At 61.1% G+C, this 19,688-nt stretch carries 19 protein-coding genes; 9 read left to right on the forward strand and 10 right to left on the reverse strand.

From position 1 onward, the window contains the following. Positions 1 to 222: 222 nt before the first annotated feature. Positions 223 to 813, forward strand: a complete 591-nt coding sequence (gene nfuA, locus C1H69_RS09245; protein WP_102653119.1) for a Fe-S biogenesis protein NfuA — start codon at positions 223 to 225, stop codon at positions 811 to 813. 6 nt (positions 814 to 819) lie between these two features. Here nfuA and C1H69_RS09250 read toward each other — a convergent pair whose 3' ends face one another. Then, complete coding sequence (locus tag C1H69_RS09250; RefSeq protein ID WP_165789450.1) at positions 820 to 1,872, reverse strand: DNA-binding protein; 1,053 nt, start codon at positions 1,870 to 1,872, stop codon at positions 820 to 822. A gap of 295 nt (positions 1,873 to 2,167) precedes the next feature. Between C1H69_RS09250 and C1H69_RS09255 the strand changes: the two genes are divergently transcribed. Next, on the forward strand, positions 2,168 to 3,313 hold the full coding sequence (locus C1H69_RS09255; protein ID WP_165789451.1) for a tyrosine-type recombinase/integrase: 1,146 nt from the start codon (positions 2,168 to 2,170) through the stop codon (positions 3,311 to 3,313). A gap of 28 nt (positions 3,314 to 3,341) precedes the next feature. Further along, positions 3,342 to 3,767, forward strand: coding sequence for a SufE family protein (locus tag C1H69_RS09260; RefSeq protein ID WP_102653122.1), 426 nt, complete (start codon positions 3,342 to 3,344; stop codon positions 3,765 to 3,767). Positions 3,768 to 3,776: 9 nt separating this feature from the next. Here C1H69_RS09260 and yidD read toward each other — a convergent pair whose 3' ends face one another. From yidD to ectA, 9 genes are all read right to left on the reverse strand, one after another. Continuing rightward, positions 3,777 to 4,106: a membrane protein insertion efficiency factor YidD gene (yidD, locus tag C1H69_RS09265; protein ID WP_102653123.1), complete on the reverse strand. Its 330-nt coding sequence runs from the start codon at positions 4,104 to 4,106 to the stop codon at positions 3,777 to 3,779. Between the two features lie 3 nt (positions 4,107 to 4,109). Continuing rightward, positions 4,110 to 4,568, reverse strand: a complete 459-nt coding sequence (gene hisI, locus C1H69_RS09270; RefSeq protein WP_102653124.1) for a phosphoribosyl-AMP cyclohydrolase — start codon at positions 4,566 to 4,568, stop codon at positions 4,110 to 4,112. A 25-nt stretch (positions 4,569 to 4,593) separates the two neighbouring features. Continuing rightward, on the reverse strand, positions 4,594 to 5,046 hold the full coding sequence (locus C1H69_RS09275; RefSeq protein ID WP_102653125.1) for a transcriptional repressor: 453 nt from the start codon (positions 5,044 to 5,046) through the stop codon (positions 4,594 to 4,596). A 35-nt stretch (positions 5,047 to 5,081) separates the two neighbouring features. Continuing rightward, complete coding sequence (locus C1H69_RS09280; protein WP_102653126.1) at positions 5,082 to 6,065, reverse strand: alpha-L-glutamate ligase-like protein; 984 nt, start codon at positions 6,063 to 6,065, stop codon at positions 5,082 to 5,084. A gap of 4 nt (positions 6,066 to 6,069) precedes the next feature. Next, the gene (locus C1H69_RS09285) at positions 6,070 to 7,575 is read right to left on the reverse strand and encodes an inactive transglutaminase family protein (protein ID WP_102653127.1); all 1,506 of its coding nucleotides are present in this window, start codon (positions 7,573 to 7,575) and stop codon (positions 6,070 to 6,072) included. Positions 7,576 to 7,607: 32 nt separating this feature from the next. Next, positions 7,608 to 8,468 (reverse strand): ATP-dependent zinc protease family protein, encoded by an 861-nt coding sequence (locus tag C1H69_RS09290; protein ID WP_240609890.1) that lies wholly within the window; start codon positions 8,466 to 8,468, stop codon positions 7,608 to 7,610. 259 nt (positions 8,469 to 8,727) lie between these two features. Further along, positions 8,728 to 9,123, reverse strand: coding sequence for an ectoine synthase (locus tag C1H69_RS09295; RefSeq protein WP_102653129.1), 396 nt, complete (start codon positions 9,121 to 9,123; stop codon positions 8,728 to 8,730). Positions 9,124 to 9,223: 100 nt separating this feature from the next. Further along, positions 9,224 to 10,489, reverse strand: a complete 1,266-nt coding sequence (gene ectB / locus C1H69_RS09300; protein ID WP_102653153.1) for a diaminobutyrate--2-oxoglutarate transaminase — start codon at positions 10,487 to 10,489, stop codon at positions 9,224 to 9,226. Between the two features lie 92 nt (positions 10,490 to 10,581). Then, positions 10,582 to 11,160, reverse strand: coding sequence for a diaminobutyrate acetyltransferase (gene ectA, locus C1H69_RS09305; RefSeq protein ID WP_102653130.1), 579 nt, complete (start codon positions 11,158 to 11,160; stop codon positions 10,582 to 10,584). 428 nt (positions 11,161 to 11,588) lie between these two features. On the opposite strand from ectA, the gene C1H69_RS09310 reads away from it, so the two are divergent. The 6 genes from C1H69_RS09310 (at position 11,589) to C1H69_RS09335 (ending at position 19,649) form a co-directional block, all read left to right on the forward strand. Further along, entirely contained in the window at positions 11,589 to 12,407 is an 819-nt protein-coding gene (locus C1H69_RS09310) for a FadR/GntR family transcriptional regulator (protein WP_205738446.1), read from the forward strand. A 120-nt stretch (positions 12,408 to 12,527) separates the two neighbouring features. Continuing rightward, a complete protein-coding gene (locus tag C1H69_RS09315; protein ID WP_102653154.1) occupies positions 12,528 to 14,036 on the forward strand; it encodes an ABC transporter substrate-binding protein in 1,509 nt (502 codons plus the stop codon). Positions 14,037 to 14,113: 77 nt separating this feature from the next. Next, positions 14,114 to 15,061 (forward strand): ABC transporter permease, encoded by a 948-nt coding sequence (locus tag C1H69_RS09320; RefSeq protein WP_102653132.1) that lies wholly within the window; start codon positions 14,114 to 14,116, stop codon positions 15,059 to 15,061. Continuing rightward, a complete protein-coding gene (locus tag C1H69_RS09325) occupies positions 15,058 to 15,933 on the forward strand; it encodes an ABC transporter permease (RefSeq protein ID WP_102653133.1) in 876 nt (291 codons plus the stop codon). The genes C1H69_RS09320 and C1H69_RS09325 overlap by 4 nt, the downstream gene beginning before the upstream one ends. A 66-nt stretch (positions 15,934 to 15,999) precedes the next feature. Next, a complete protein-coding gene (locus C1H69_RS09330) occupies positions 16,000 to 17,787 on the forward strand; it encodes a gamma-glutamyltransferase family protein (RefSeq protein WP_102653134.1) in 1,788 nt (595 codons plus the stop codon). Between the two features lie 35 nt (positions 17,788 to 17,822). Further along, entirely contained in the window at positions 17,823 to 19,649 is a 1,827-nt protein-coding gene (locus C1H69_RS09335; RefSeq protein ID WP_102653135.1) for an ABC transporter ATP-binding protein, read from the forward strand. The last annotated feature ends 39 nt before the right edge of the window (positions 19,650 to 19,688 follow it).

Consider the following 19,688-nt stretch of genomic DNA (forward strand, 5'->3'; position numbering starts at 1 on the left):
AGCGAAGTCACGTCCAAGGTAGGCGGCCGCTCAAGCGCCTCGAGGCGTCTTCTCATGGGCGGCCGTGTCGGTGGCCATGGTAGCAAAAGCGGCGGCGCTAGGGCAGGGCTGATCAAAGCCGACCAAAATAGTCGGGATTGTCTCGCTCCAAGGTTTTGCTTACCATTGGGGTATGTCACTTACGGCCTCCCCGGTAGGGCGGGCCCGACCAGCGAGAACACCATGAGCGAGAGCATCCAGATTACCGACAGCGCCCAGGAGTACCTGGCCGAGCTTCTCGAGAAGCAGAACGTCGAAGGCATTGCCGTACGCATTTTCATCACGCAGCCGGGAACGCCCTACGCCGAGACCTGCCTGGCCTATTGCCGGCCCGGCGAGGAAGAACCGACCGACGAGCGGCTCGAGCTCGAGAAGATAGGCGTGCTGCTGGACAAGAACAGCCTGCCTTTTCTCGACGAGGCCGTCGTGGATTTCAATGCCGACCGCATGGGGGGGCAATTGACCATCAAGGCGCCCAACGCCAAGATGCCCAAGGTCAATGCGGACAGCCCCCTGGAGGATCGTATCAACTACATTCTCTACAGCGAGATCAACCCCGGCCTGGCGGCTCATGGCGGTGAGATCAAGCTGACGGAGCTGACCGAGGACAAGGTGGCGGTACTGGCTTTCGGTGGCGGCTGCCAGGGCTGCGCGGCAGTCGACCTGACCCTCAAGGAGGGGGTGGAGAAGACGTTGATGGAACGCATACCCGAATTGGCCGGTATTCGTGACGTGACCGACCACACCGATACCACCAACGCCTACTATCGCTAGGCCACCTTACCCGCTCTTGTCGGGTGAGGCTGCCGACGGCTCCGCACTGGCGGAGCCTTCCGCTTTTACAGGGACCGATCGGGCGATCGCCTGGTCCTGCTCGGGCGCTTGCCAGATCCGGCGCGCCATCTCTGACTCCAGTGTGCGCAAGCGGCCGGCCTGTTCATCCAGATGGCGTTTCTGGTCGTCGATGCGTGCCTGCAGCAGCGACTGCTCATGTCGCAGGGTATCGGCCCGTTCTTCCGCTCGTGTCCTGGCCCACTGCGTTTCGCGGTGTTGCTTTTCCTCCCTGGCCAGGGCGTTTTGCGACTCCTGGACCTGTTTCAGTAGAGACTCCTGCCGTTTCTCTAGCTGCTGAAGCGTTGCCGCATGGCGCTTCTCGGCCGTGAGTCGCTCCTGGCGAGACTCGTCCAACAGGCTCATCAGCCTTGCTTCGGCCGCCTCGTGGCGCTGTTCTTCCTGACGCTGCCGCGCCTGATGCTGTGTTTCCCGCTCGGCCAGTGATTGCTGATGGGCCTGGAGTTGCGATTCGCTGTCTTTCTGAAGTCGTTCTAGCTGCTGGATGCTGCGAGCCAGTCGTTCACCCAGCTGTCGTGCCTTGTCGAGAGCCTGGTCGCGTTCGGCTTCGGCCGTGGCCAGGGCGGCACTCCGCGTTTCCAGGCGCTGTTCGATACCGGCCAGGTGGGTGGACAGGGCCGCTTCCCGCTGCCTGGCATCCTCGACCTGACGCTGCGCGATTTGCATGGCCTCGTGTGAAGCGGCGATCTGGCGGTCGGCTTCCTCCCGATAATGGGCCAGCGCATCGCCAGCAGCTTCCTGCGCCTTCTCCCACAATCCTCCGACAAGCCGCTGTACCGGCTCGGGTATGCCCTGGTTCAGCGGCGCATCACGGGTTGTCTCGCGATGCGCGCGCCATTCACGGAGGTGATCACTGATGGTGGTGAAGCTGCCGGTGCCCAGCACCTCTCTGATCTTCTGAACGCTGGGGGTTTCCCCTTTGGTTCGCAGCACATCGATCGCGCGCTTCACGTCCTCGTACTGCACACCACTACGTGCCATGACGTTCTCCTTGCATGTTATTGCGGTCCACTCCATGGGCAGTGACCGGCATCGCCATTCCGCCGTACTCATGCGCCGGGCAATAAGAGGATAGCTGCATTCCGGGTGGAGAGAAAGGAAATTACATATATAAACATTACGTAATTTACATTACAAAATCATAAAAAATTCAAGATTACGCGTCTTATCTTGAATTTATCCGCCGACAGGTCGACACTTTACCGGCAGGGCGAACGGGCGCAGGGTGGACGACCAACCGAGGTATAGAGTGGAAGACGTTTCTGGAAAGGCTGTCATAAGAAAGGTTGCCGAGGAGGAGCGCAGTCACGCCAACCTGCTTCCTGGCGTCCGTATTCAGGCCGGCAGCGATGCGGAGGCCGTTGCCCGCTGGCTGGCGGAGTATCGGGCCAGCCCCCAGACCCTGCGTGCCTATCGGCGCGAGGCCGAGCGTCTGCTGCTATGGTTGGGCGGTCAGGGCAGGGGGCTCGGAGAACTCCAGCGGGAGGATCTCGATGCCTTCGAGGCCTTTCTGGCTTCACCCTCTCCCCGCGATCAATGGATAGGGCCGTCACGTCCCCGGCATGCTCCCGACTGGCGCCCCTTTCGCGGACCGCTGTCTCCAGCCAGTCGCCGGCAAAGCCTGGTGATCCTGCAGGGGCTGTTTGCCTGGCTGGTGGAGGCGGGCTGGGTAACACACAATCCCTTCAGACTGATGCGTGACAAGCGGCGGCGCCTGGATAACCGTCAGGGGAGCATCGAGCGCTACCTGGAGCGTCCGCTCTGGGAGTGGCTATGGCAATGGCTGGAGCAGCCGCCAGGGGAGGGCGCCAGCCACCGGGCACACTATGCCTGGGCGCGACGCCGAATGATCTTTGGCTTTGCCTACCTGCTGGCCCCGCGCATCAGCGAGATGGCAGCGGCACGCATGGCGGACTTCACCCGGCGAGAAGGGCGCTGGTGGTGGCGCGTCGTGGGCAAGGGAAACAAGGCGGCGTGCATACCCGTGCCGAAGGACATGGTGACCCTGCTCGGGGGGTGGCGGAGCCTCCTGGGGCTGGCCGCCATGCCCGAGCCGAATGAAGACGCCGCGTTGCTGCGTGGCCTGAATGGCCAGCGCGGTCTCGGCGACAACCAGCTGTATCGATTGATTCGTGAAACCCTCGGCCAGGCGGCCGATGCGCTGGAGGCGGAGCAGGGGAAGGAGGCCTGGGCGGAGGTCCAGCGATTACGGCTGGCAACGCCTCACTGGCTGCGTCATACGGCCTTGACGCATCAGGCCCAGGCGGGAGTCGAACTGCGATTTCTCGCCAGCACGGCACGCCATTCACGACTCGAAACGACCGCTCGCTACCTGCACGCTGAGGATGAGGAGTGGCATCGCCAGCTCTCGGGGCACGGCCTGAGGCTGAGTGCGGACGCCGCCGGGGATGAGGCGGTATAATGATGCCATCGATACCAACGGAGTTCCCATGACGACCGAAGCAACCGCTGAACAGGCCCAACAGGCGCTGCTGGATGAATTCGAGATGTTCGACAACTGGATGGATCGTTACCAGTACATCATCGACATGGGCAAGCAGCTACCGGACTTTCCCGAAGAGTGGAAGACCCCGAACAAGAAGATTCAGGGGTGTCAATCCAATGTCTGGATGCACCATCGCCGGGACGGCGATGTACTGCACTTCGATGCCATTTCCGATGCCGCCATCGTGTCTGGCCTGATCGCCGTACTCATGCGCATCTACAATGGCCGCCCGGCGCAGGAGATTCGCGACACGAACCCGCATTTCATGCAGGATCTGGGGCTCGACAAGCATCTCTCACCGACGCGTAGCAATGGCCTGCATGCGATGATCCAGAAGATCCATGAGGTGGCGGAACAAGAAGCCGCTTGAAAGGGAAGGCTAGTCGCGCCGGCAAAAATGCTCATCCAGCTCGGGGTCGTCCCGACAGAGCTGCTCGCTGGGACCGCCGGGCACCGGGTCGATGCCGCCTTCGCTGCCGGGATGACAGCGGACGATGCGCCGACCTGCCAGCCAACCGCCACGGATCGGCCCGTGAACCTTGATTGCCTCGACCGTGTAGTGTGAGCAGCTGGGCCAGAAGCGACACCGCGGGCCGAGCAGGGGGCTCACGGTGACCTGGTACAGCTTTACCAGCGCGATCATCGCCAGCCCCAGGCCACGGGTCAGAAGGCGACCAAGCCGGTGCAGCCAGACAGCCAGGCAGGGCATTGGTCAGCTCCCTGCCGGGGGCTTCTGCTTCCGGTAGAGCGTGTCGGGGTCGATGAGCGGGTCGGTGGCAATGCGGGCAACATCACCTTCCAGCGTCACATAGAAGCAGCTGCGTCTACCGGTATGACAGGCGGGACCCGTCTGCTCCACCTGCAGCAGCACGGTGTCGCCATCGCAATCCAGGCTGGCCGACCGCAAGTGCTGTTGCTGGCCCGAGGACTCGCCCTTGCGCCATAGGCGGCTTCGGGAACGCGACCAGTAGCAGACCCGCCCGGTACGCAGCGTTTCTTCCAGTGCCTCGCGATTCATCCATGCCATCATGAGCACGTCGCCGCTGTCATGCTGCTGGGCGATAGCGGGTATGAGGCCGTCGGAATTGAAGCGAATGGCATCAAGGATGGCTACGATGGGGCGGCGTGCATTTTGCTCGGCACGCTCGAGTTCCGTGAAGGTGTCGGCCATGGCATTTCCGTCATACGAGATGAAATCAGGCGTTGGCTGTGGCGCTCAGGCAGGCGTCACAGCTTCCCAATAGTTCGATGGTCTGGCGCTCGACACGAAAGCCGAGGTTGTGGGCCCGAGCGGCGAGCTGGGCATTGACGTCGTCCAGGTGCAGCTCCTCGACCCGGCCGCAATGACGACAGATCAGAAGCTGGAAACCATGGGCATGCTCGGGGCACGGACAGGCGACATAGGCGTTGAGTGATTCGATGCGATGGACCAGGCCCTGTTCGATCAGAAAGTCCAGGGCACGATAGATGGTCGGTGGTCGCGCAGCGGCATGTTCCACGGCCAGGCGATCCAGGAGCTCATAGGCTTTCAGCCCGCCACTGGTGCCGGCGATCATTTCGAGCACGCGGCGGCGAATCGGGGTGAAGCGCACCCCGCGGCGTTGACACTGGCGTTCGGCCTGCGCGAGCAGGGTACTGGAGTCGGTCATGGGTGACCCGGTGCTGGTGAGAACAGGGGTTCATTCTACGCGCTGGGCACGTGCTCGGCCAGCGCCGCCCTCAGCTCGCCGCGGCGGGCAAAGTGATGCTGCGCAAATGCCACACGGGCTTCCACACCCACGCCGTCCGGCTGCTGCTCGATCAGGTCCAGGCGTGGCCTGAGCCCTTCACCATTGGCCATCTGGATCGCCAGCCCGGGACGAGCATTCAACTCCAGCAGCATGGGCCCACGATTCCGGTCCAGGACCATATCGGTCCCCAGATAGCCGAGCCCGGTCATCTCGTAACAGCCCGCCGCCAGTACCAGCAGGTTCCTCCAGTCCGGGATCAGCAGGCTGGCCAGCTCGTGGCCGGTATCGGGATGGTCCTGGCGGGGGCGGTCGAACTGCACGCCTCGCACGGCTGTGCCGGTGGCGATGTCCAGCCCCACACCCACGGCACCCTGGTGCAGATTGGCCTTGCCGTCAGAGGCTGCCGTGGACAGGCGCATCATGGCCATTACCGGATAGCCCTTGAAGATGATGACCCGAATGTCGGGCACCCCTTCATAGGTATATTCGGACAGTTTTTCATCGAAGTTGATCAAGGTTTCGAACATGGCCACATCGGGCGTTCCCCCCAGGGAGTAAAGTCCCGAGAGGATGTTGGAGACATGTCGTTGAAGATCCTTGAGCTCGAGGCGCATCCCGCTGGGCTTGATGAATACGCCATTCTCGACATGCTCGATCACCAGGATACCCTTGCCGCCGCTGCCCTTGGCAGGCTTGATCACGAAACCCTCATGTCCGGCGATCATTTCCTGGATCTGCTTGACGCCAAACTGGGTGGTAACGGTAGCGATCAGTGCCGGGGTGGTGATGCCGAATTTCTCGGCCAGCAACTTGGTCTTCAGTTTGTCATCGACCAGCGGATAGAGCCGGCGGCTGTTGTAGCGCCCGATGTAGCGGATATTGCGCCGGTTCATGCCGATGATGCCGCGACGGAAGAGCTGGCTGGGGCGTGCCCACATGGTGTCAATCCTCGGTCGCGGGCTTGAAGCGTCTCAGCTCGAGCAAGCGATAGCCCGTATAGTTGCCAAGAAGCAGAATCAGAGCCATCAGTATGAGTTGAACGCCCAGGAAGTTGAACGTGATATGGCGAATCCAGGGGTTGTTCATGGCCAGATAGGCCAACACCGCCGTGATCAGGCTGCCGCCGCCCTGAATCAGCACCTCCTTGGGGCCTTCCTCCTCCCACAGGATCGACATTCGCTCGATGGTCCAGGCCAGGATGATCATCGGGAAGAAGGTGATGGTCAGGCCGGCATTCAGCCCCATGCGGTAGGAAAGGACAGCGAAGATGGAGATGATGGCGATGACCGTGATGATCACCGCCGATACTCGCGCAACCAGCAATAGATTCAGGTAAGACAAGTAGTTGCGAATCACCAGGCCCATGGCAACGATCATCAGGAAACCGATGAGACCGGTGAGCAGGGTGGTCTGGATGAAGGCCAGGGCAATCAGGACGGGCATGAAGGTGCCGGAGGTCTTCACGCCCACCAGGATCCGCAGGAAGACCACCACCAGGGCGCCAATGGGGATCAGCAGGATGGTTTGAAACAGTGCCTGCTCTTCCAGTGGAAGGCTATGGATCGAGAAATTCAGCAGGGAATCGCCCGCCAGCTGATTGCGCACCGCGGCGGCGGCGGGCTGGTTTCGCGACAGCATCGAGAAGGTGACCCGGGAATTGGTGCCTCCCTGGACTTCCAGCACGGCGCGATCGCCGCTTTCCCACAGCAACAGGTTCTCTGGCTGGCCCTGTCCCCCGGTGGCAGGATTGAAGAGCGCCCAGCTCTGTTCGTCCTCGTACACCTGGAGCCACTGGGTCAGGGACTGGCGTCGCCGCCCGTCCTCCAGCAGAAGACCGCTCACTTCCCGCGCGTGCACGCCAGCCTGGTTGAGCAGACGAACCAGCAGCTGCGTACGCTCGAATTGCGTCAGGAGCAACCGTGCATTCTCGCCCTGGCGCTCCTCGCTGAAGTCACGAATCAGCTCACGCGCGAAGGTATAGGGGTCGGCACTTCGTGCCCAGGCGCGCTCGATGACCTGCGCCGCGGCCGTATCGTAAGGACGCTCCCAGCCAACATCCCTCAACTCCGGGCGGGGCATGGTCTGGGTACGGGTGTCATCCGTCGACAACATGCGTACGGAGTAATACAGCTGTTGATCGCCGGCCGCATGGCGGATGGACCACTGGGCCCGCCGCCCCGTCTCATCCTGCAGGAACGAGAGGCCGTATCCAGGCGAGGCCGTGTTTTCGGTCAGTATCCGATAGCCTCGCTGGTGGGAGGGAAGGGCGAGGTCGACCCGCACGGGATCGCCCAGGGCGGAAAAATCGACGATAGCCTCGATCTCCCAGAGTTGCCGCTGCTCGCCGGGTGTCCAGGGCACTTCGAATTGCACGTGACGATGCACACTGGTGCCGATGCCCAGGGCTATCAGCAGTCCGACGATAAGATAAAAGGGCAGTCGCGACATGTAACGTCCTTGCTGGGGTACGAGTGAAGGGCTTAACCTTCTTCTTCGTCCTGGTCATTGATCTCGTCCTGGGACGCCTCGTCAGCGGGCCGTCCACCAGGAAATTCAGGACGCGAGTGCAGATAGCTTTCGGCCACATCGATCAGGGCGATGTCCATCAGGAAGCGACGTCCCAGCAGTACGGGAAAATTGAGGTGGGTACGATCATTGAGGGTGAATTCCACCTGCTCACGGATTGGCCCCAGCGTCATCAGAAGGCTGACAACCGGGCGGGATTCGCTACCGGCGGCCTGGAGAATGCGCACTCGGCGAATGACGGGCCTCTCGATCCATTCATCACGAACGTCATCGATCACGACATCGTCATCGTTCACGCCCAGCTTGAACCTCACCCAATCCTCTCCATCACGCTCGAAGCGGGTGATGTCCATGGCGGAAAGCGATGACGTATTGGCCCCGGAGTCGACCCGAGCCCGCAGATAGGTGCCGACATCGGGAAGGCCGATCCATTCGGCGCGTCCCACCAGTTCCTTGTCGTCGAGTGCCTCGCTGGCCTGCTCGTTGCACTCGGCCATGACCACGACAGGCTCGTCGCCGCGCTGTTCGAGTCGTTCGATGTTTCCCTGGATCTGGCGAAGCAGGTAGCCGACGTCCTGGACGTCCGCCATCAGTTGACCCTGGCGCTGGCCCTGCCGGGAGAGACGGTCGTCTTGTCGATCGCAGCGCAGCGCAATGTTGTGCTCGAGCTGCTCGATGCGTGCCTCGAACGCGTCGGGGGAAAGGACGGGATCGGGTTCGGACTCAGCCTGGGGGGCAGGTGCCAGGGCGCAACCGGTGAGCAACAATGGAGTCAGCAACCAGAGAGCAGCAGCGGACAGGCGTGTCGGTCGCATGACGAGTGGAACCTCCGGGTCGGGGGAGTGAGTGGGCGCGACGTGAAATGATAAGGAGTAGACGGCAGGCTTGTCCAACGTCCCGAGTCGAGAGATCCTCAATTTAACATAATATACATTATACGAACCAATGGCCATCCGCGGGACCACGGCCTACCTGACCAATCCACGCAGGCGGATGATAGACGACGGCGCCTCCGATCCAATCCAGGGATTCAGAGGCGCGAGTCTCCCTACCTTGCCACTACCTGGCCCGTGCTCAGATCTCGTCAACCGGCGCGTAGGAACCATCTTCACGGTGGACTTCGTTGCCGGTAACGGGCGGCGTGAAGACGCAAGCCAGGTGCAGGGTCTTGTGAGCGCGCAGCAGGTGCTCGTCGTGCTGATCGAGGATATAGATGTCGCCTGGCTTGATCGGCCAGATCTTGCCATCGGCCAGCGTCTCGACTTCGCCTTCTCCTTCGATGCAGTACACCGACTCGTAGTGATGCTTGTAATGAATGTGGGTCTCGGTACCTTCGTAGATACGCGTGATGTGGAAGGAAAAGTTTCCGCCATCATTGGCCAGCACCAGGCGGGTGCTGTCCCAGGTGCCGCTCTCGGATTTCACCAGACGGTCGGTCTGACGTGCTTCCTCGAGATTGCGTACGATCATTGAGTGTCACTCCCTGTTTTTCAATCGACGGGTAACCAACTAACGGGCCGGCTGCCTTCGCAACCGGCCAATACTCTAGCAGGTGGACTCGTGGGTCCGCTCAGGCGATGACCTGCTTGATGCTCTTTTCGAGAATATCCAGGCCCTGCTGCAAGTCCTCATCGGGAATGGTCAGCGGACAGAGACACTTGACGACTTCGCCATCCTGACCGCTCGTTTCGATGACCAGACCATTCTCGAAGGCCTTGCTCGTGATCCTGTCGGCGATCTCGCCGGTGCCGACATCGATACCACGCATCAGGCCGCGGCCGCGCTCGGTTGCGTCGATGCCATGCTCGCCGAGCCAGGCGGCAAGCTTCTGGAAGCGCTCCTCGACCACCCTGCCCTTGCGCTGTACGTCACGCTCGAACGTATCGTCCGTCCAATACTGTCGCATGGCGGCCGCTGCGGTGGCAAAGGCCAGGTTGAAACCACGGAAGGTGCCGTTGTACTGGCCAGGCTTCCACTTGTCGAGTTCGGGACGCATCAGCACATGGGCAAACGGCAGGCCGAAGCCGGAGAGGGATTTGGAATTGGTGACGATATCCGGCTTGATACCGGCATGCTCGAAGCTGAAGAACTTGCCGGTACGGCCACAGCCCGCCTGGATGTCGTCGACGATCAAGAGGATATCGTTGTCGCGGCAGATCCGCTCCAGGCGCTTGAGCCAGTCCAGGCCGGCAACGTTGATACCGCCTTCGCCCTGCACGGTTTCGATGATGACCGCCGCCGGCACGTCCAGGCCACCAGACTTGTCGGCAAGCAGCTTTTCGAAGTAATCCAGCGTATCGACCTGATCGCCGAGGTAGCCGTCATAGGGCATGAAGGCCGCACCCTGGAGCGGTATGCCTCCCGTGGCTTCGCGGAACTTGCGGTTGCCGGTAGCGGCAAGAGACCCCATGGTCACACCGTGGAACCCGTTGGTGAAAGTCACGATGTTGTGGCGTCCCTTTGCCACGCGCGCCAGGCGAATCGCTGCCTCGACGGCGTTGGTGCCGGTCGGCCCCGGAAGCTGGATCTTGTAGTCCAGGCCGCGTGGCTTGAGGATCACCTCTTCCAGGGTCTCGATGTAGTCGCGCTTTGCAGCCGTCCAGAAATCCAGGCCGTGAACGATACCGTCGCTTGCCAGATAGTCCAGCAGCACCTGCTTCAGGTGCGGGTTGTTATGGCCGTAGTTCAGGGTGCCTGCCCCCGCCAGGAAGTCGATGTACTCGCGTCCATCCTCATCGGTCAGCCGGGCGTTGAGGGCTTTGGTAAACACGACCGGGAAGGATCGGGAATAGGTTCTGACATTGGATTCCATGCGTTCAAGCGTCTGGGTCTGCATCATGCGACCTCCTGGTGAGGGTGGAAAAAGCGTAGGGTAAGCGTAGAGAGCCATGACGACATGATAGCCGCCCCGCTTCCATCAGGTGGGACTCAGAGGCGACCGGTCTCGAAGGGACCGATGCGTACCAGGTTTTCGGGGTCGTGTTCACCGCCAAGCTGGTCCGTGGAGAAGTACTCACGGCTGTTGAGGGGAGCCTGCCAACGATCGGCAAGGCGACGGAAGAGCCCCCAGGATGCCTGATTGTCAGGCGTTATGGTGGTTTCCAGATGGTGGACTTCGCCTAGCTCGGAGCGGCTCATGACCGCTTCGACGAGACGCCGTGCCAGGCCGGTGCCGCGGGCTTTCTCGCCGACCGCCACCTGCCAGAGAAAGTAGGTGTCCGGCGCGTTGCTCTTCACGTAGCCGGAAACGAAGCCGACTACCTCGCCTTCCGCATTGGTTGCGACAGCACAGGTATCGCGAAACTGTGTCGCCAGCAGCAGATAGGCGTAGGCGGAATTGACGTCGAGGGGCGGGCATGACTTGATGAGCTCGTAGATACCCCAGCCATCATCGGGATTGGGCTTGCGGATGAACAGCGGGGCAGCATCGCTGCCCACTACGGCGTCGGCCACGCTGGGGCGGGCAAGGTCGGCGGAGGTCGTAAACGGCTGTGCGGATACGCTCATCATTATGCTCCGCAGTTGGCGAATTTGTGCCATATGATAACAAGCACTTATGGAGAAATCAAAAAGCCCTTTATCATGTGGCATGCGATCCATAATCCTTGGTTATACCCGTGACCAATTCCTCTGTCACGGCGCCTTGGGCCGGGAGGCACCCTGAAACAAGTCTAGACGATCATTGGCTAGCGGCCAGCTATACAAAAGCCGCCTGGCAGTATGCTTATTTTCGTTCCTCCCTCTCCCCCTCTCCGCCTCTCCCCCTCTTCGTCTCGCTTGCCGCTTCGCGCTGCTCTCCGACGCCTGTCTATCACTCACCCATGTCAGGGTCCATGCATCCACCATGTCCGATTCGATTCATGGGGGCCAGGTTCTTGGGAAGGTGGGCCATATCTATTTTTGGAAAGTATATCTTAAAAAAGTTGATTTAATTCTTGACATTCCTCTTCCCCCTACAACACATTGGACCAATGAGGTATTGGTCCGGAACAAATCAAGAAAGAGCCGCTGACATGCATGAAAACTCCAATTTCGCGCTCGAACAGCTTCATGATCTGTTGAAGGCGGACCGGTTCGCCCCCGATGGCAAGCTGCCTACCGAGCGTACTCTGTCAGAGATGTTTGGTGTCAGCCGTCGAGCCGTGAGGCGCGCGCTTGAGGTACTGGAAGCCGAAGGATCGATCTGGCGACGGCAGGGCTCAGGGACCTACACCGGTCGCAAGCCCGATGGCTGGGATGAGCAGGTCGAGACCATCGTCGCCGGGACCAATTTCATGGAGGTGATGGAGGTACGGCTCAGAATCGAGCCGCAGCTGGCACAGCTGGCCGCCATGCGTGCAAAGGGTGAGGAAGCTGCGGCGATGCGCCGATTCGCCGACAAGACATTCGAAGGTGAGGATTCCGATGCCCGTGAGCTGTGGGATGGAGCACTACACCGCCAGATCGCCCAGAGTGCGGGAAATCAGTTCTTCCTCTCACTCTTCGAAGTCGTCAATCGTGTTCGTCAAGACGAAGCATGGCGAGCCATCCGTCAACGCGCCCGGCTGGCTGAAAATACACGGCAACGCTCCTATTCCGAGCACCTCGCGATCATCGAGGCGATCGAGGCAAGAGATCCCGCACGCGCTGGAGAAGCCATGCGCTGCCATTTGCTGAGACTTCAGGAGAGCATCATCCGTCAGACATCGATGGACCATTTGGAAATGAACGACATCGATGAGTCAATCGGAAGTATGCCCGCCCGGTTGCTCTAACCCCAGACCCGACAAACTTCAGCCCGAATAACAAGAATAAATATCTGCAGGACGCCCCAGCCAGGAATGGAACGCAAGACGATCAACAACAACCAGGCTATGACAGAGGGTGGTAACAGTATGAAAAAACTGACTTGCATCGGTGGTGCGCTGACAGGCGTATTGTTCTCGTTCCCCATCATGGCGGCAGAATTGCGCATCGGTCTTCAGGACGACCCGGACGTTCTCGATCCCCACCAGTCGCGCACCTTCGTCGGTCGTATCGTCTATGCGGGGCTCTGCGACAAGCTCGTCGACATTACTCCGGAGCTCGAGATCGTGCCCCAACTCGCCACCGATTGGGAATGGTCGGACGACGCTTCGCAGTTGGTCATGGACCTTCGCGAAGGCGTCGTCTTCCATGATGGCACGCCATTCGATGCTCAGGCCGTCGTCGCCAATATCGAGCGCGCCATGACGCTGCCGGAATCGCGCCGCCGGAGCGAACTCGCCTCCGTCGACACCGTCGAGGCAACCGGCGACTATCAGGTCACCTTCACGCTGACGAGCCCGGATGCATCGCTACTGGCCCAGCTCACCGATCGAGCAGGGATGATGCTGTCACCCGAAGCCTTCGAGGAGATGGGCGCGAATTTTGGCTCCAATCCGGTCTGCTCCGGCCCCATGCGCTTCGTCGAACGCGTGCAACAGGACCGAATCGTCCTGGAGAAGTTCGAGGACTACTGGAACGCGGAGAATATCTTCATCGACCGCGTAACTTATCTACCTATCCCGGATGCCACGGTGCGCCTCGCCAATCTCCGCTCCGGCGATATCAATATGCTGGAACGCCTGGCCGCCTCCGATGCGACGGCTGTCCAGAATGCTGCCAACCTTACCTACGAGGAAGTCGTTGGCCTTGGCTACCAGGCACTCTACGTCAATATCGATAACGGCCCGCGCGCCGACAACCCGATGGGCAACGACAACCGGCTGCGTCAGGCCTTCTCGCTGGCCATCGACCGCGATGCCATCAATCAGGTCGTCTTCGAGGGCACCCAGTCGCCCGGTAACCAACCCTTCCCACCGAGCAGCCCCTGGTATAACGCCGACATTCCCGTTCCCGAACGTGACGTCGAGGCGGCCCGTGCGCTGATGCAGGAGGCTGGCTTCGAGCGACTGGAAGTCGAGCTGCAGGTCGGCAACAATCCCGTGCAGATGCAGATGATGCAGGTCGTGCAATCGATGGTGGCCGAAGCCGGCTTCGACGTACGCCTCCAGGCGACCGAATACACGACACTGCTGTCGGAGCAGACCGCTGGCAACTTCCAGCTCAGCCGTTCCGACTGGTCCGGGCGCATCGATCCAGACGGTAACCTTCACCAGTTCGTCACTTGCGAAGGCGGCATCAATGACGTGCGTTACTGCAATCCCGAGGTCGACGCACTGCTCGATGAGGCGCGCACCTTCACCGAGCCGTCGGCGCGCAAGGAGCGGTACGACGCCGCGACGCAGATTCTTCAGGACGACATGCCAGTCATCTATCTTGGCCACCAGTCCTATATCTGGGCGATGGATGAGGCCATCGAGGGCTTCGTTCCCTCTCCGGATGGCATGATCCGACTGACCGGCATGCAGATCGCCGAGTAGCCTTTTGCCTCGCGGGGGCGCACGGGCCCGATGATCCAAGCGCCCCTTCCAGTCTCTCTGACTCGGTCGATGCTCTCATGTACGCTTATATAGCCAAGCGCTTGCTCGTTGCGATTCCAACGCTCCTGATCATTTCGATATTCGTCTTTCTGCTCCAGAAGCTATTGCCGGGCGACCCGGTACTGGCCATGGCGGGCGAGGAGCGCGACCCCGAGGTCATCGCCTATCTCAGGGAGCAATATCGGCTCAACGACCCGGTAGTCTACCAATATTTCTACTGGCTCGGTGACGTACTGCGTGGTGATCTCGGCACCTCGCTGCGGACCAATCAGCCGGTGACGGAACTGATTCTGCAGAAGTTACCGGTCACCATTCAACTCGCCGTGATGGCGATGATCTTCGCGGTACTGATCGGCATCCCTGCCGGAATTCTCGCCGCCGTACACAAGAATACGGCCCTGGACTACCTCGCCAATCTCGTCGCACTTTCCGGCCTGTCGATCCCGAACTTCTGGCTCGGTATCATGTTGATTCTTCTCGTCTCCGTTCACCTCGGCTGGCTTCCCGCCTCGGGCTACTACCCGTTCTTCGTCGACCCGCTGCGCTCGCTCAAGACCATGGTCATGCCAGCCTTCGTCCTTTCGACACCACTCGCCGCGATGCTGATGCGCCATACGCGCTCCTCGATGCTCGGTGTGCTGCGCGCCGACTATATCCGCACCGCGCGGGCAAAGGGGCTGTCAGAACGCACGGTAGTGATCGAGCACGGCCTCCGCAACGGGTTGCTGCCCATCATCACGCTGTCTGCCCTGCTGTTCGGTGACCTTCTTGCCGGCGCGGTATTGACCGAGCAGATATTCACCATCCCCGGCTTTGGCAAGCTCATCGTCGACGCCGTCTTCAACCGCGACTACGCGGTGGTACAGGGCGTGGTCCTTTGCACCGCGGCTGCCTTCATCCTGATGAATCTGCTTGCCGACATTCTCTACGTCCTGCTCAATCCTCGCATGAGGGCCTCGCTATGATGCCTCTTACCCATGCGCTACCGGTGACGCACGAGGAGACGCCTGGACGCCGCGCCTGGCGCAAGTTCAAGGCCAACAAGGCGGCGCTGGTTGGACTCTGTATCATCTTGATCTCCGCCTTGCTCGCGCTTGCTGCCCCAATCCTACCGATCGCCGATCCGATCGCGACTGACTGGTCGGCGATCCGTCAGCCTCCTTCCGCCGCCCATTGGCTGGGTACCGACGAGATAGGGCGCGACCTGCTTTCACGCTTGATCTGGGGGGCGCAGGCCTCGCTCATGGCGGGGATATTCTCCGTCACGATCGCCGTCGTGATCGGCGTACCGATCGGTCTCGTCTCGGGCTACTTCGGCGGCTGGATCGATATGCTGATCTCCCGGGTGACGGAAGCCTTCCTCGCCATGCCCTTCCTGATCACTGCGATCGCGTTGGCCGCGTTTCTGGGGCCGAGTCTATCCAACGCCATGATCGCCATCGGCCTCTCTGCAATGCCGATATTCGTGCGGCTGACCCGCGGCCAGGTGCTATCGGTCAAAACCGAAGACTATGTCGAGGGAGCGCGTTCGATCGGACTCGGCAACCTGGCGATCCTGCGTCGTTACATCGTGCCTAACGTCTTCCCCCCGATACTGGTCCAGGCGACGCTGACCGTGGCCACGGCGATCATCGCCGAGGCGAGTCTCTCCTTCCTTGGTCTCGGTCAGCAGCCACCCAATCCCAGTTGGGGTTCGATGCTCAACGTTGCCATGAACTTCATGTCACAGGCGCCGTGGATGGCGGTATGGCCAGGTGCTGCGATCTTTCTCGTGGTGATCGGCTTCAACCTGGTTGGCGATGGGCTGAGCGATGCCCTCGATCCTCGCGAATCCTGACGTATAACCGTCAGACATCGGATCAACGCCGTTCAGCACCACGAACCTCTACTGGAAAGGTCCACCATGCCAACATTCACTACCCGTCCCGAGATCCTCGGTACCTTCGGGGTTGTCACCTCCACCCATTGGATCGCCTCTGCCGTCGGCATGAGCATTCTGGAAAAAGGCGGTAACGCCTTCGACGCGGCGGTAGCAACCGGTTTCGTGCTTCAGGTGGTGGAGCCGCATCTGAACGGCCCCGGCGGCGACATGCCTGCACTGCTCTATTCCAAAGCGAAGGACAAGGTGGAGGTGCTATGCGCGCAAGGCACCGCACCGGCTGGCGCTTCCATCGAGCATTATACTGGCGAGGGCTTGTCGATCATTCCCGGCGATGGCTTGCTTTCGACGGTCATTCCCGGCGCTTTCGGCGGTTGGATGTTGATGCTCAAGGAATATGGCCAGCTGTCGGTGCGCGACGTACTGGAACCGGCGATCCATTACGCCGAGCATGGACATCCTCTGCTGCCGCGCGTGGCCGCAACCATCGAGGGGCTGGGCGAGTTCTTTCGCCGCGAATGGCCGACGTCGTTCGCGACCTGGCTACCCAATGGAACGGCGCCCGCTCCATACGCCAATTTTCGCAATCCCACCCTGGCGGCGACTTGGCGGCGTATGGTGGCCGAAGCGGAGAGTCGACAGGGACGAGAAGCGCAGATCGAGGCGGCATGTGAGGCTTTTTATCGCGGCTTCGTCGCCGAGGCGATCAGCGACTATTTCCGCCATGCAGAGGTGATGGACGCCAGCGGTGCGCGTCATAAGGGGGTCTTGACCGCCGACGACCTGGATCGCTGGAAGCCGACCATCGAGATACCGCAGACCTACGACTACCATGGCTGGACGATCGCCAAGACCGGGCCTTGGGGCCAGGGGCCGGTGCTGCTCCAGTCACTGGCGTTGCTCAAGGGACTGAATGTCGGTGACATGGACCCGACCGGTGCCGAGTTCGTGCATACGGTCATTGAAGCGATGAAGCTCGCCTATGCCGACCGCGAAGTCTATTACGGCGACCCGGCCTTCGCCGAGATACCGATCGAGCGACTGCTCTCGGATGACTACAACGATGTGCGCCGCCGGCTGATTGGCGATACCGCATCGCTCGAACTGCGCCCCGGTCGGCTATCCGGCTTCGAAACTCAGCATGACGCCACGATGGCGATGCTGGATACGGCAGGGATGATCGGGGGAGCGATATATGAACCGACCATGGCGCATCTAAGCGAAAAGCGTGGCGACACCGTCCATGTCGACGTGATCGACCGCGAGGGCAACATGGTCTCGGTGACACCGTCGGGTGGCTGGTTACAGTCGTCACCGACCATCCCTGGCCTTGGCTTCTGCCTCAATTCGCGTGCCCAGATGTTCTGGCTGAAGCCGGGACTACCCACTTCGCTCGCTCCCGGCAAGCGCCCACGTACCACGCTCACTCCCAGCATCGCCCTGCGCGATGGTGTGCCGACACTGGCTTTCGGCACCCCCGGCGGCGACCAGCAGGACCAGTGGCAGCTCGCCTTCTTCCTGCGCTATGTCCACCACGGGGGCGACCTGCAGGCGACCATCGATCAACCGCTGTTTCATACCACCCACTTCCCGAGTTCCTTTTATCCACGCACCCGCAGCCCGGGCAATCTGATGGTCGAGGAAACGATTGGCACCGCAGCACTGCGCGAACTGAAGGATAAAGGTCACCTGGTCAGTGTCGCCGACCCTTGGTCGATCGGTCGACTCACCGCCGCACGGCGCGATGGCGACGGGCTGCTCCGTGCAGCCGCCACGCCGCGTCTGATGCAAGCCTACGCCATCGGCAGATGAGTATGATCACCGACAGTAATCCCGAAGGAAATGCCATGACCGACTCAGCGATGACCGAACCGGTGCTATCGGTGCGTAATCTCACCGTCTCCTTCCGTTCCGCCGATATCTGGCGTCCTGTGGTCAGGGACGTCTCCTTCGACGTCGGTCCACGCGAAACAGTCTCGATCGTTGGTGAATCGGGATCCGGCAAGAGCGTGACATCACTGGCCATCATGCGCCTGCTGGCGAAGGGGGCGAGCAGTATCGAGGGCGAGGTGCTGCTCAACGGACAAAATCTCCTCGCTCTTCCGGAGGAGCAAATGCGCGATGTGAGGGGCAACGACATCGCGATGATCTTTCAGGAGCCGATGACCAGTCTCAACCCGACCTTCACTATCGGACGGCAGATCGCCGAGACACTGATCCGCCATCGGCGGATATCGGCGGCACAGGCAAAGGTCGAATCGATCGAGCTGCTGGAGAAGGTGCGTATTCCCAACGCCCGCGCCCGCATCAGGGAATACCCCCACCAATTCTCCGGTGGCATGCGCCAACGAGTGATGATCGCCATGGCGCTGGCATCGAAGCCGAAACTGCTGATCGCCGACGAGCCGACCACTGCGCTCGACGTGACCATACAAGGACAGATCCTCGATCTGCTCAAGCTTCTTCAAGAAGAGGAAGATGGCATGTCGATACTGTTCATCACGCATGACATGGGCGTGGTGGCGGAAATCGCCGAGCGCACCCTGGTCATGTACCGGGGCGATGTGGTGGAGAGTGGACCGACGGAAGGGATCTTTCGCCGTGGCCGCGAGCCTTACACGCGAGCACTGCTCAGCTCCGTGCCACGTCTCGGTTCGATGGGCGATCGAGATTGGCCACTGCGCTTTCCCATCGTCGACATCGAGACAGGCCAGGCCAGCGAGCCGACCGAGGTGGCCGGCACGCTCGATAGAAGCCGAACGCCGATCCTTTCGGTACGCAACCTCGTCACTCGCTTCGATATCCGCTCCGGCTTCTTGCAGCGCAAGACGGCGGCCGTACATGCGGTCGAGAACGTCTCCTTCGATCTTGCCCAGGGCGAGACGCTGGCGTTGGTAGGTGAATCGGGCTGTGGCAAGTCGACCACGGGGCGTTCGATCATGCGCCTGGTCGAGCCATGCAGCGGTGAGGTGCAACTGGACGGCTACGATGTCCTCAAGCTCGGCCCCAGGGACCTGCGCCGCATGCGGCGCAGCGTTCAGATGGTCTTCCAGGACCCATTCGCCAGCCTCAATCCGCGGATGAGCGTGGGCACCGCCATCTCCGAGCCCTTCCTCGCCCATGGTCTCGGCAGCAAGGCGCAGGCGCGCGAGCGAACGGCCGATCTCCTTGAACGTGTCGGTTTGACCACCGACATGATGCGGCGCTACCCGCATGAATTCTCCGGTGGGCAGCGACAGCGCATCAGCATCGCTCGCGCGTTGTCCCTCGAGCCCAAGGTGATCGTCGCCGACGAGTCCGTCTCGGCGCTCGACGTCTCGATCAAGGCACAGGTCTGCAATCTGCTCCTCGACCTTCAGGAAAGCCTCGGTCTCGCCTTCCTGTTTATCTCACACGATATGGCGGTGGTGGAACGTGTCAGCCACCGGGTCGCCGTCATGTATCTCGGCGAGATCGTCGAAATCGGTCCCCGTGCGGCAGTATTCGGCAATCCGCAGCACGCCTATACCAGGAAGCTGATTGCCGCAGTGCCAGTGCCCGACCCCGCTCGCAGGAGCATGAAACGCAACATTGCCGTGGACGAGCTGAAGAACCCCGTCCGTCCACGCGGCTATCAGCCACCCAAGCGCAATTATCGCGAGGTCGCCCCTGGGCATTTCGTGCAAATGGAGTAGACGACGAGCATCGGTCAATGACGTGTAAAGCGCCCCATC

This window comes from Billgrantia endophytica, from assembly GCF_002879615.1.
Lineage (GTDB): Bacteria > Pseudomonadota > Gammaproteobacteria > Pseudomonadales > Halomonadaceae > Halomonas > Halomonas endophytica.

Bases quoted from the DNA above. Each gene is read 5' to 3' on its own strand.
- nfuA (WP_102653119.1), top strand. From the start codon at position 223: ATGAGCGAGAGCATCCAGATTACCGACAGCGCCCAGGAGTACCTGGCC.
- C1H69_RS09250 (WP_165789450.1), bottom strand. From the start codon at position 1,872: ATGGCACGTAGTGGTGTGCAGTACGAGGACGTGAAGCGCGCGATCGAT.
- C1H69_RS09260 (WP_102653122.1), top strand. From the start codon at position 3,342: ATGACGACCGAAGCAACCGCTGAACAGGCCCAACAGGCGCTGCTGGAT.
- yidD (WP_102653123.1), bottom strand. From the start codon at position 4,106: ATGCCCTGCCTGGCTGTCTGGCTGCACCGGCTTGGTCGCCTTCTGACC.
- hisI (WP_102653124.1), bottom strand. From the start codon at position 4,568: ATGGCCGACACCTTCACGGAACTCGAGCGTGCCGAGCAAAATGCACGC.
- C1H69_RS09275 (WP_102653125.1), bottom strand. From the start codon at position 5,046: ATGACCGACTCCAGTACCCTGCTCGCGCAGGCCGAACGCCAGTGTCAA.
- C1H69_RS09280 (WP_102653126.1), bottom strand. From the start codon at position 6,065: ATGTGGGCACGCCCCAGCCAGCTCTTCCGTCGCGGCATCATCGGCATG.
- C1H69_RS09285 (WP_102653127.1), bottom strand. From the start codon at position 7,575: ATGTCGCGACTGCCCTTTTATCTTATCGTCGGACTGCTGATAGCCCTG.
- C1H69_RS09290 (WP_240609890.1), bottom strand. From the start codon at position 8,468: ATGCGACCGACACGCCTGTCCGCTGCTGCTCTCTGGTTGCTGACTCCA.
- C1H69_RS09295 (WP_102653129.1), bottom strand. From the start codon at position 9,123: ATGATCGTACGCAATCTCGAGGAAGCACGTCAGACCGACCGTCTGGTG.
- ectB (WP_102653153.1), bottom strand. From the start codon at position 10,489: ATGCAGACCCAGACGCTTGAACGCATGGAATCCAATGTCAGAACCTAT.
- ectA (WP_102653130.1), bottom strand. From the start codon at position 11,160: ATGAGCGTATCCGCACAGCCGTTTACGACCTCCGCCGACCTTGCCCGC.
- C1H69_RS09315 (WP_102653154.1), top strand. From the start codon at position 12,528: ATGAAAAAACTGACTTGCATCGGTGGTGCGCTGACAGGCGTATTGTTC.
- C1H69_RS09320 (WP_102653132.1), top strand. From the start codon at position 14,114: ATGTACGCTTATATAGCCAAGCGCTTGCTCGTTGCGATTCCAACGCTC.
- C1H69_RS09325 (WP_102653133.1), top strand. From the start codon at position 15,058: ATGATGCCTCTTACCCATGCGCTACCGGTGACGCACGAGGAGACGCCT.
- C1H69_RS09330 (WP_102653134.1), top strand. From the start codon at position 16,000: ATGCCAACATTCACTACCCGTCCCGAGATCCTCGGTACCTTCGGGGTT.
- C1H69_RS09335 (WP_102653135.1), top strand. From the start codon at position 17,823: ATGACCGACTCAGCGATGACCGAACCGGTGCTATCGGTGCGTAATCTC.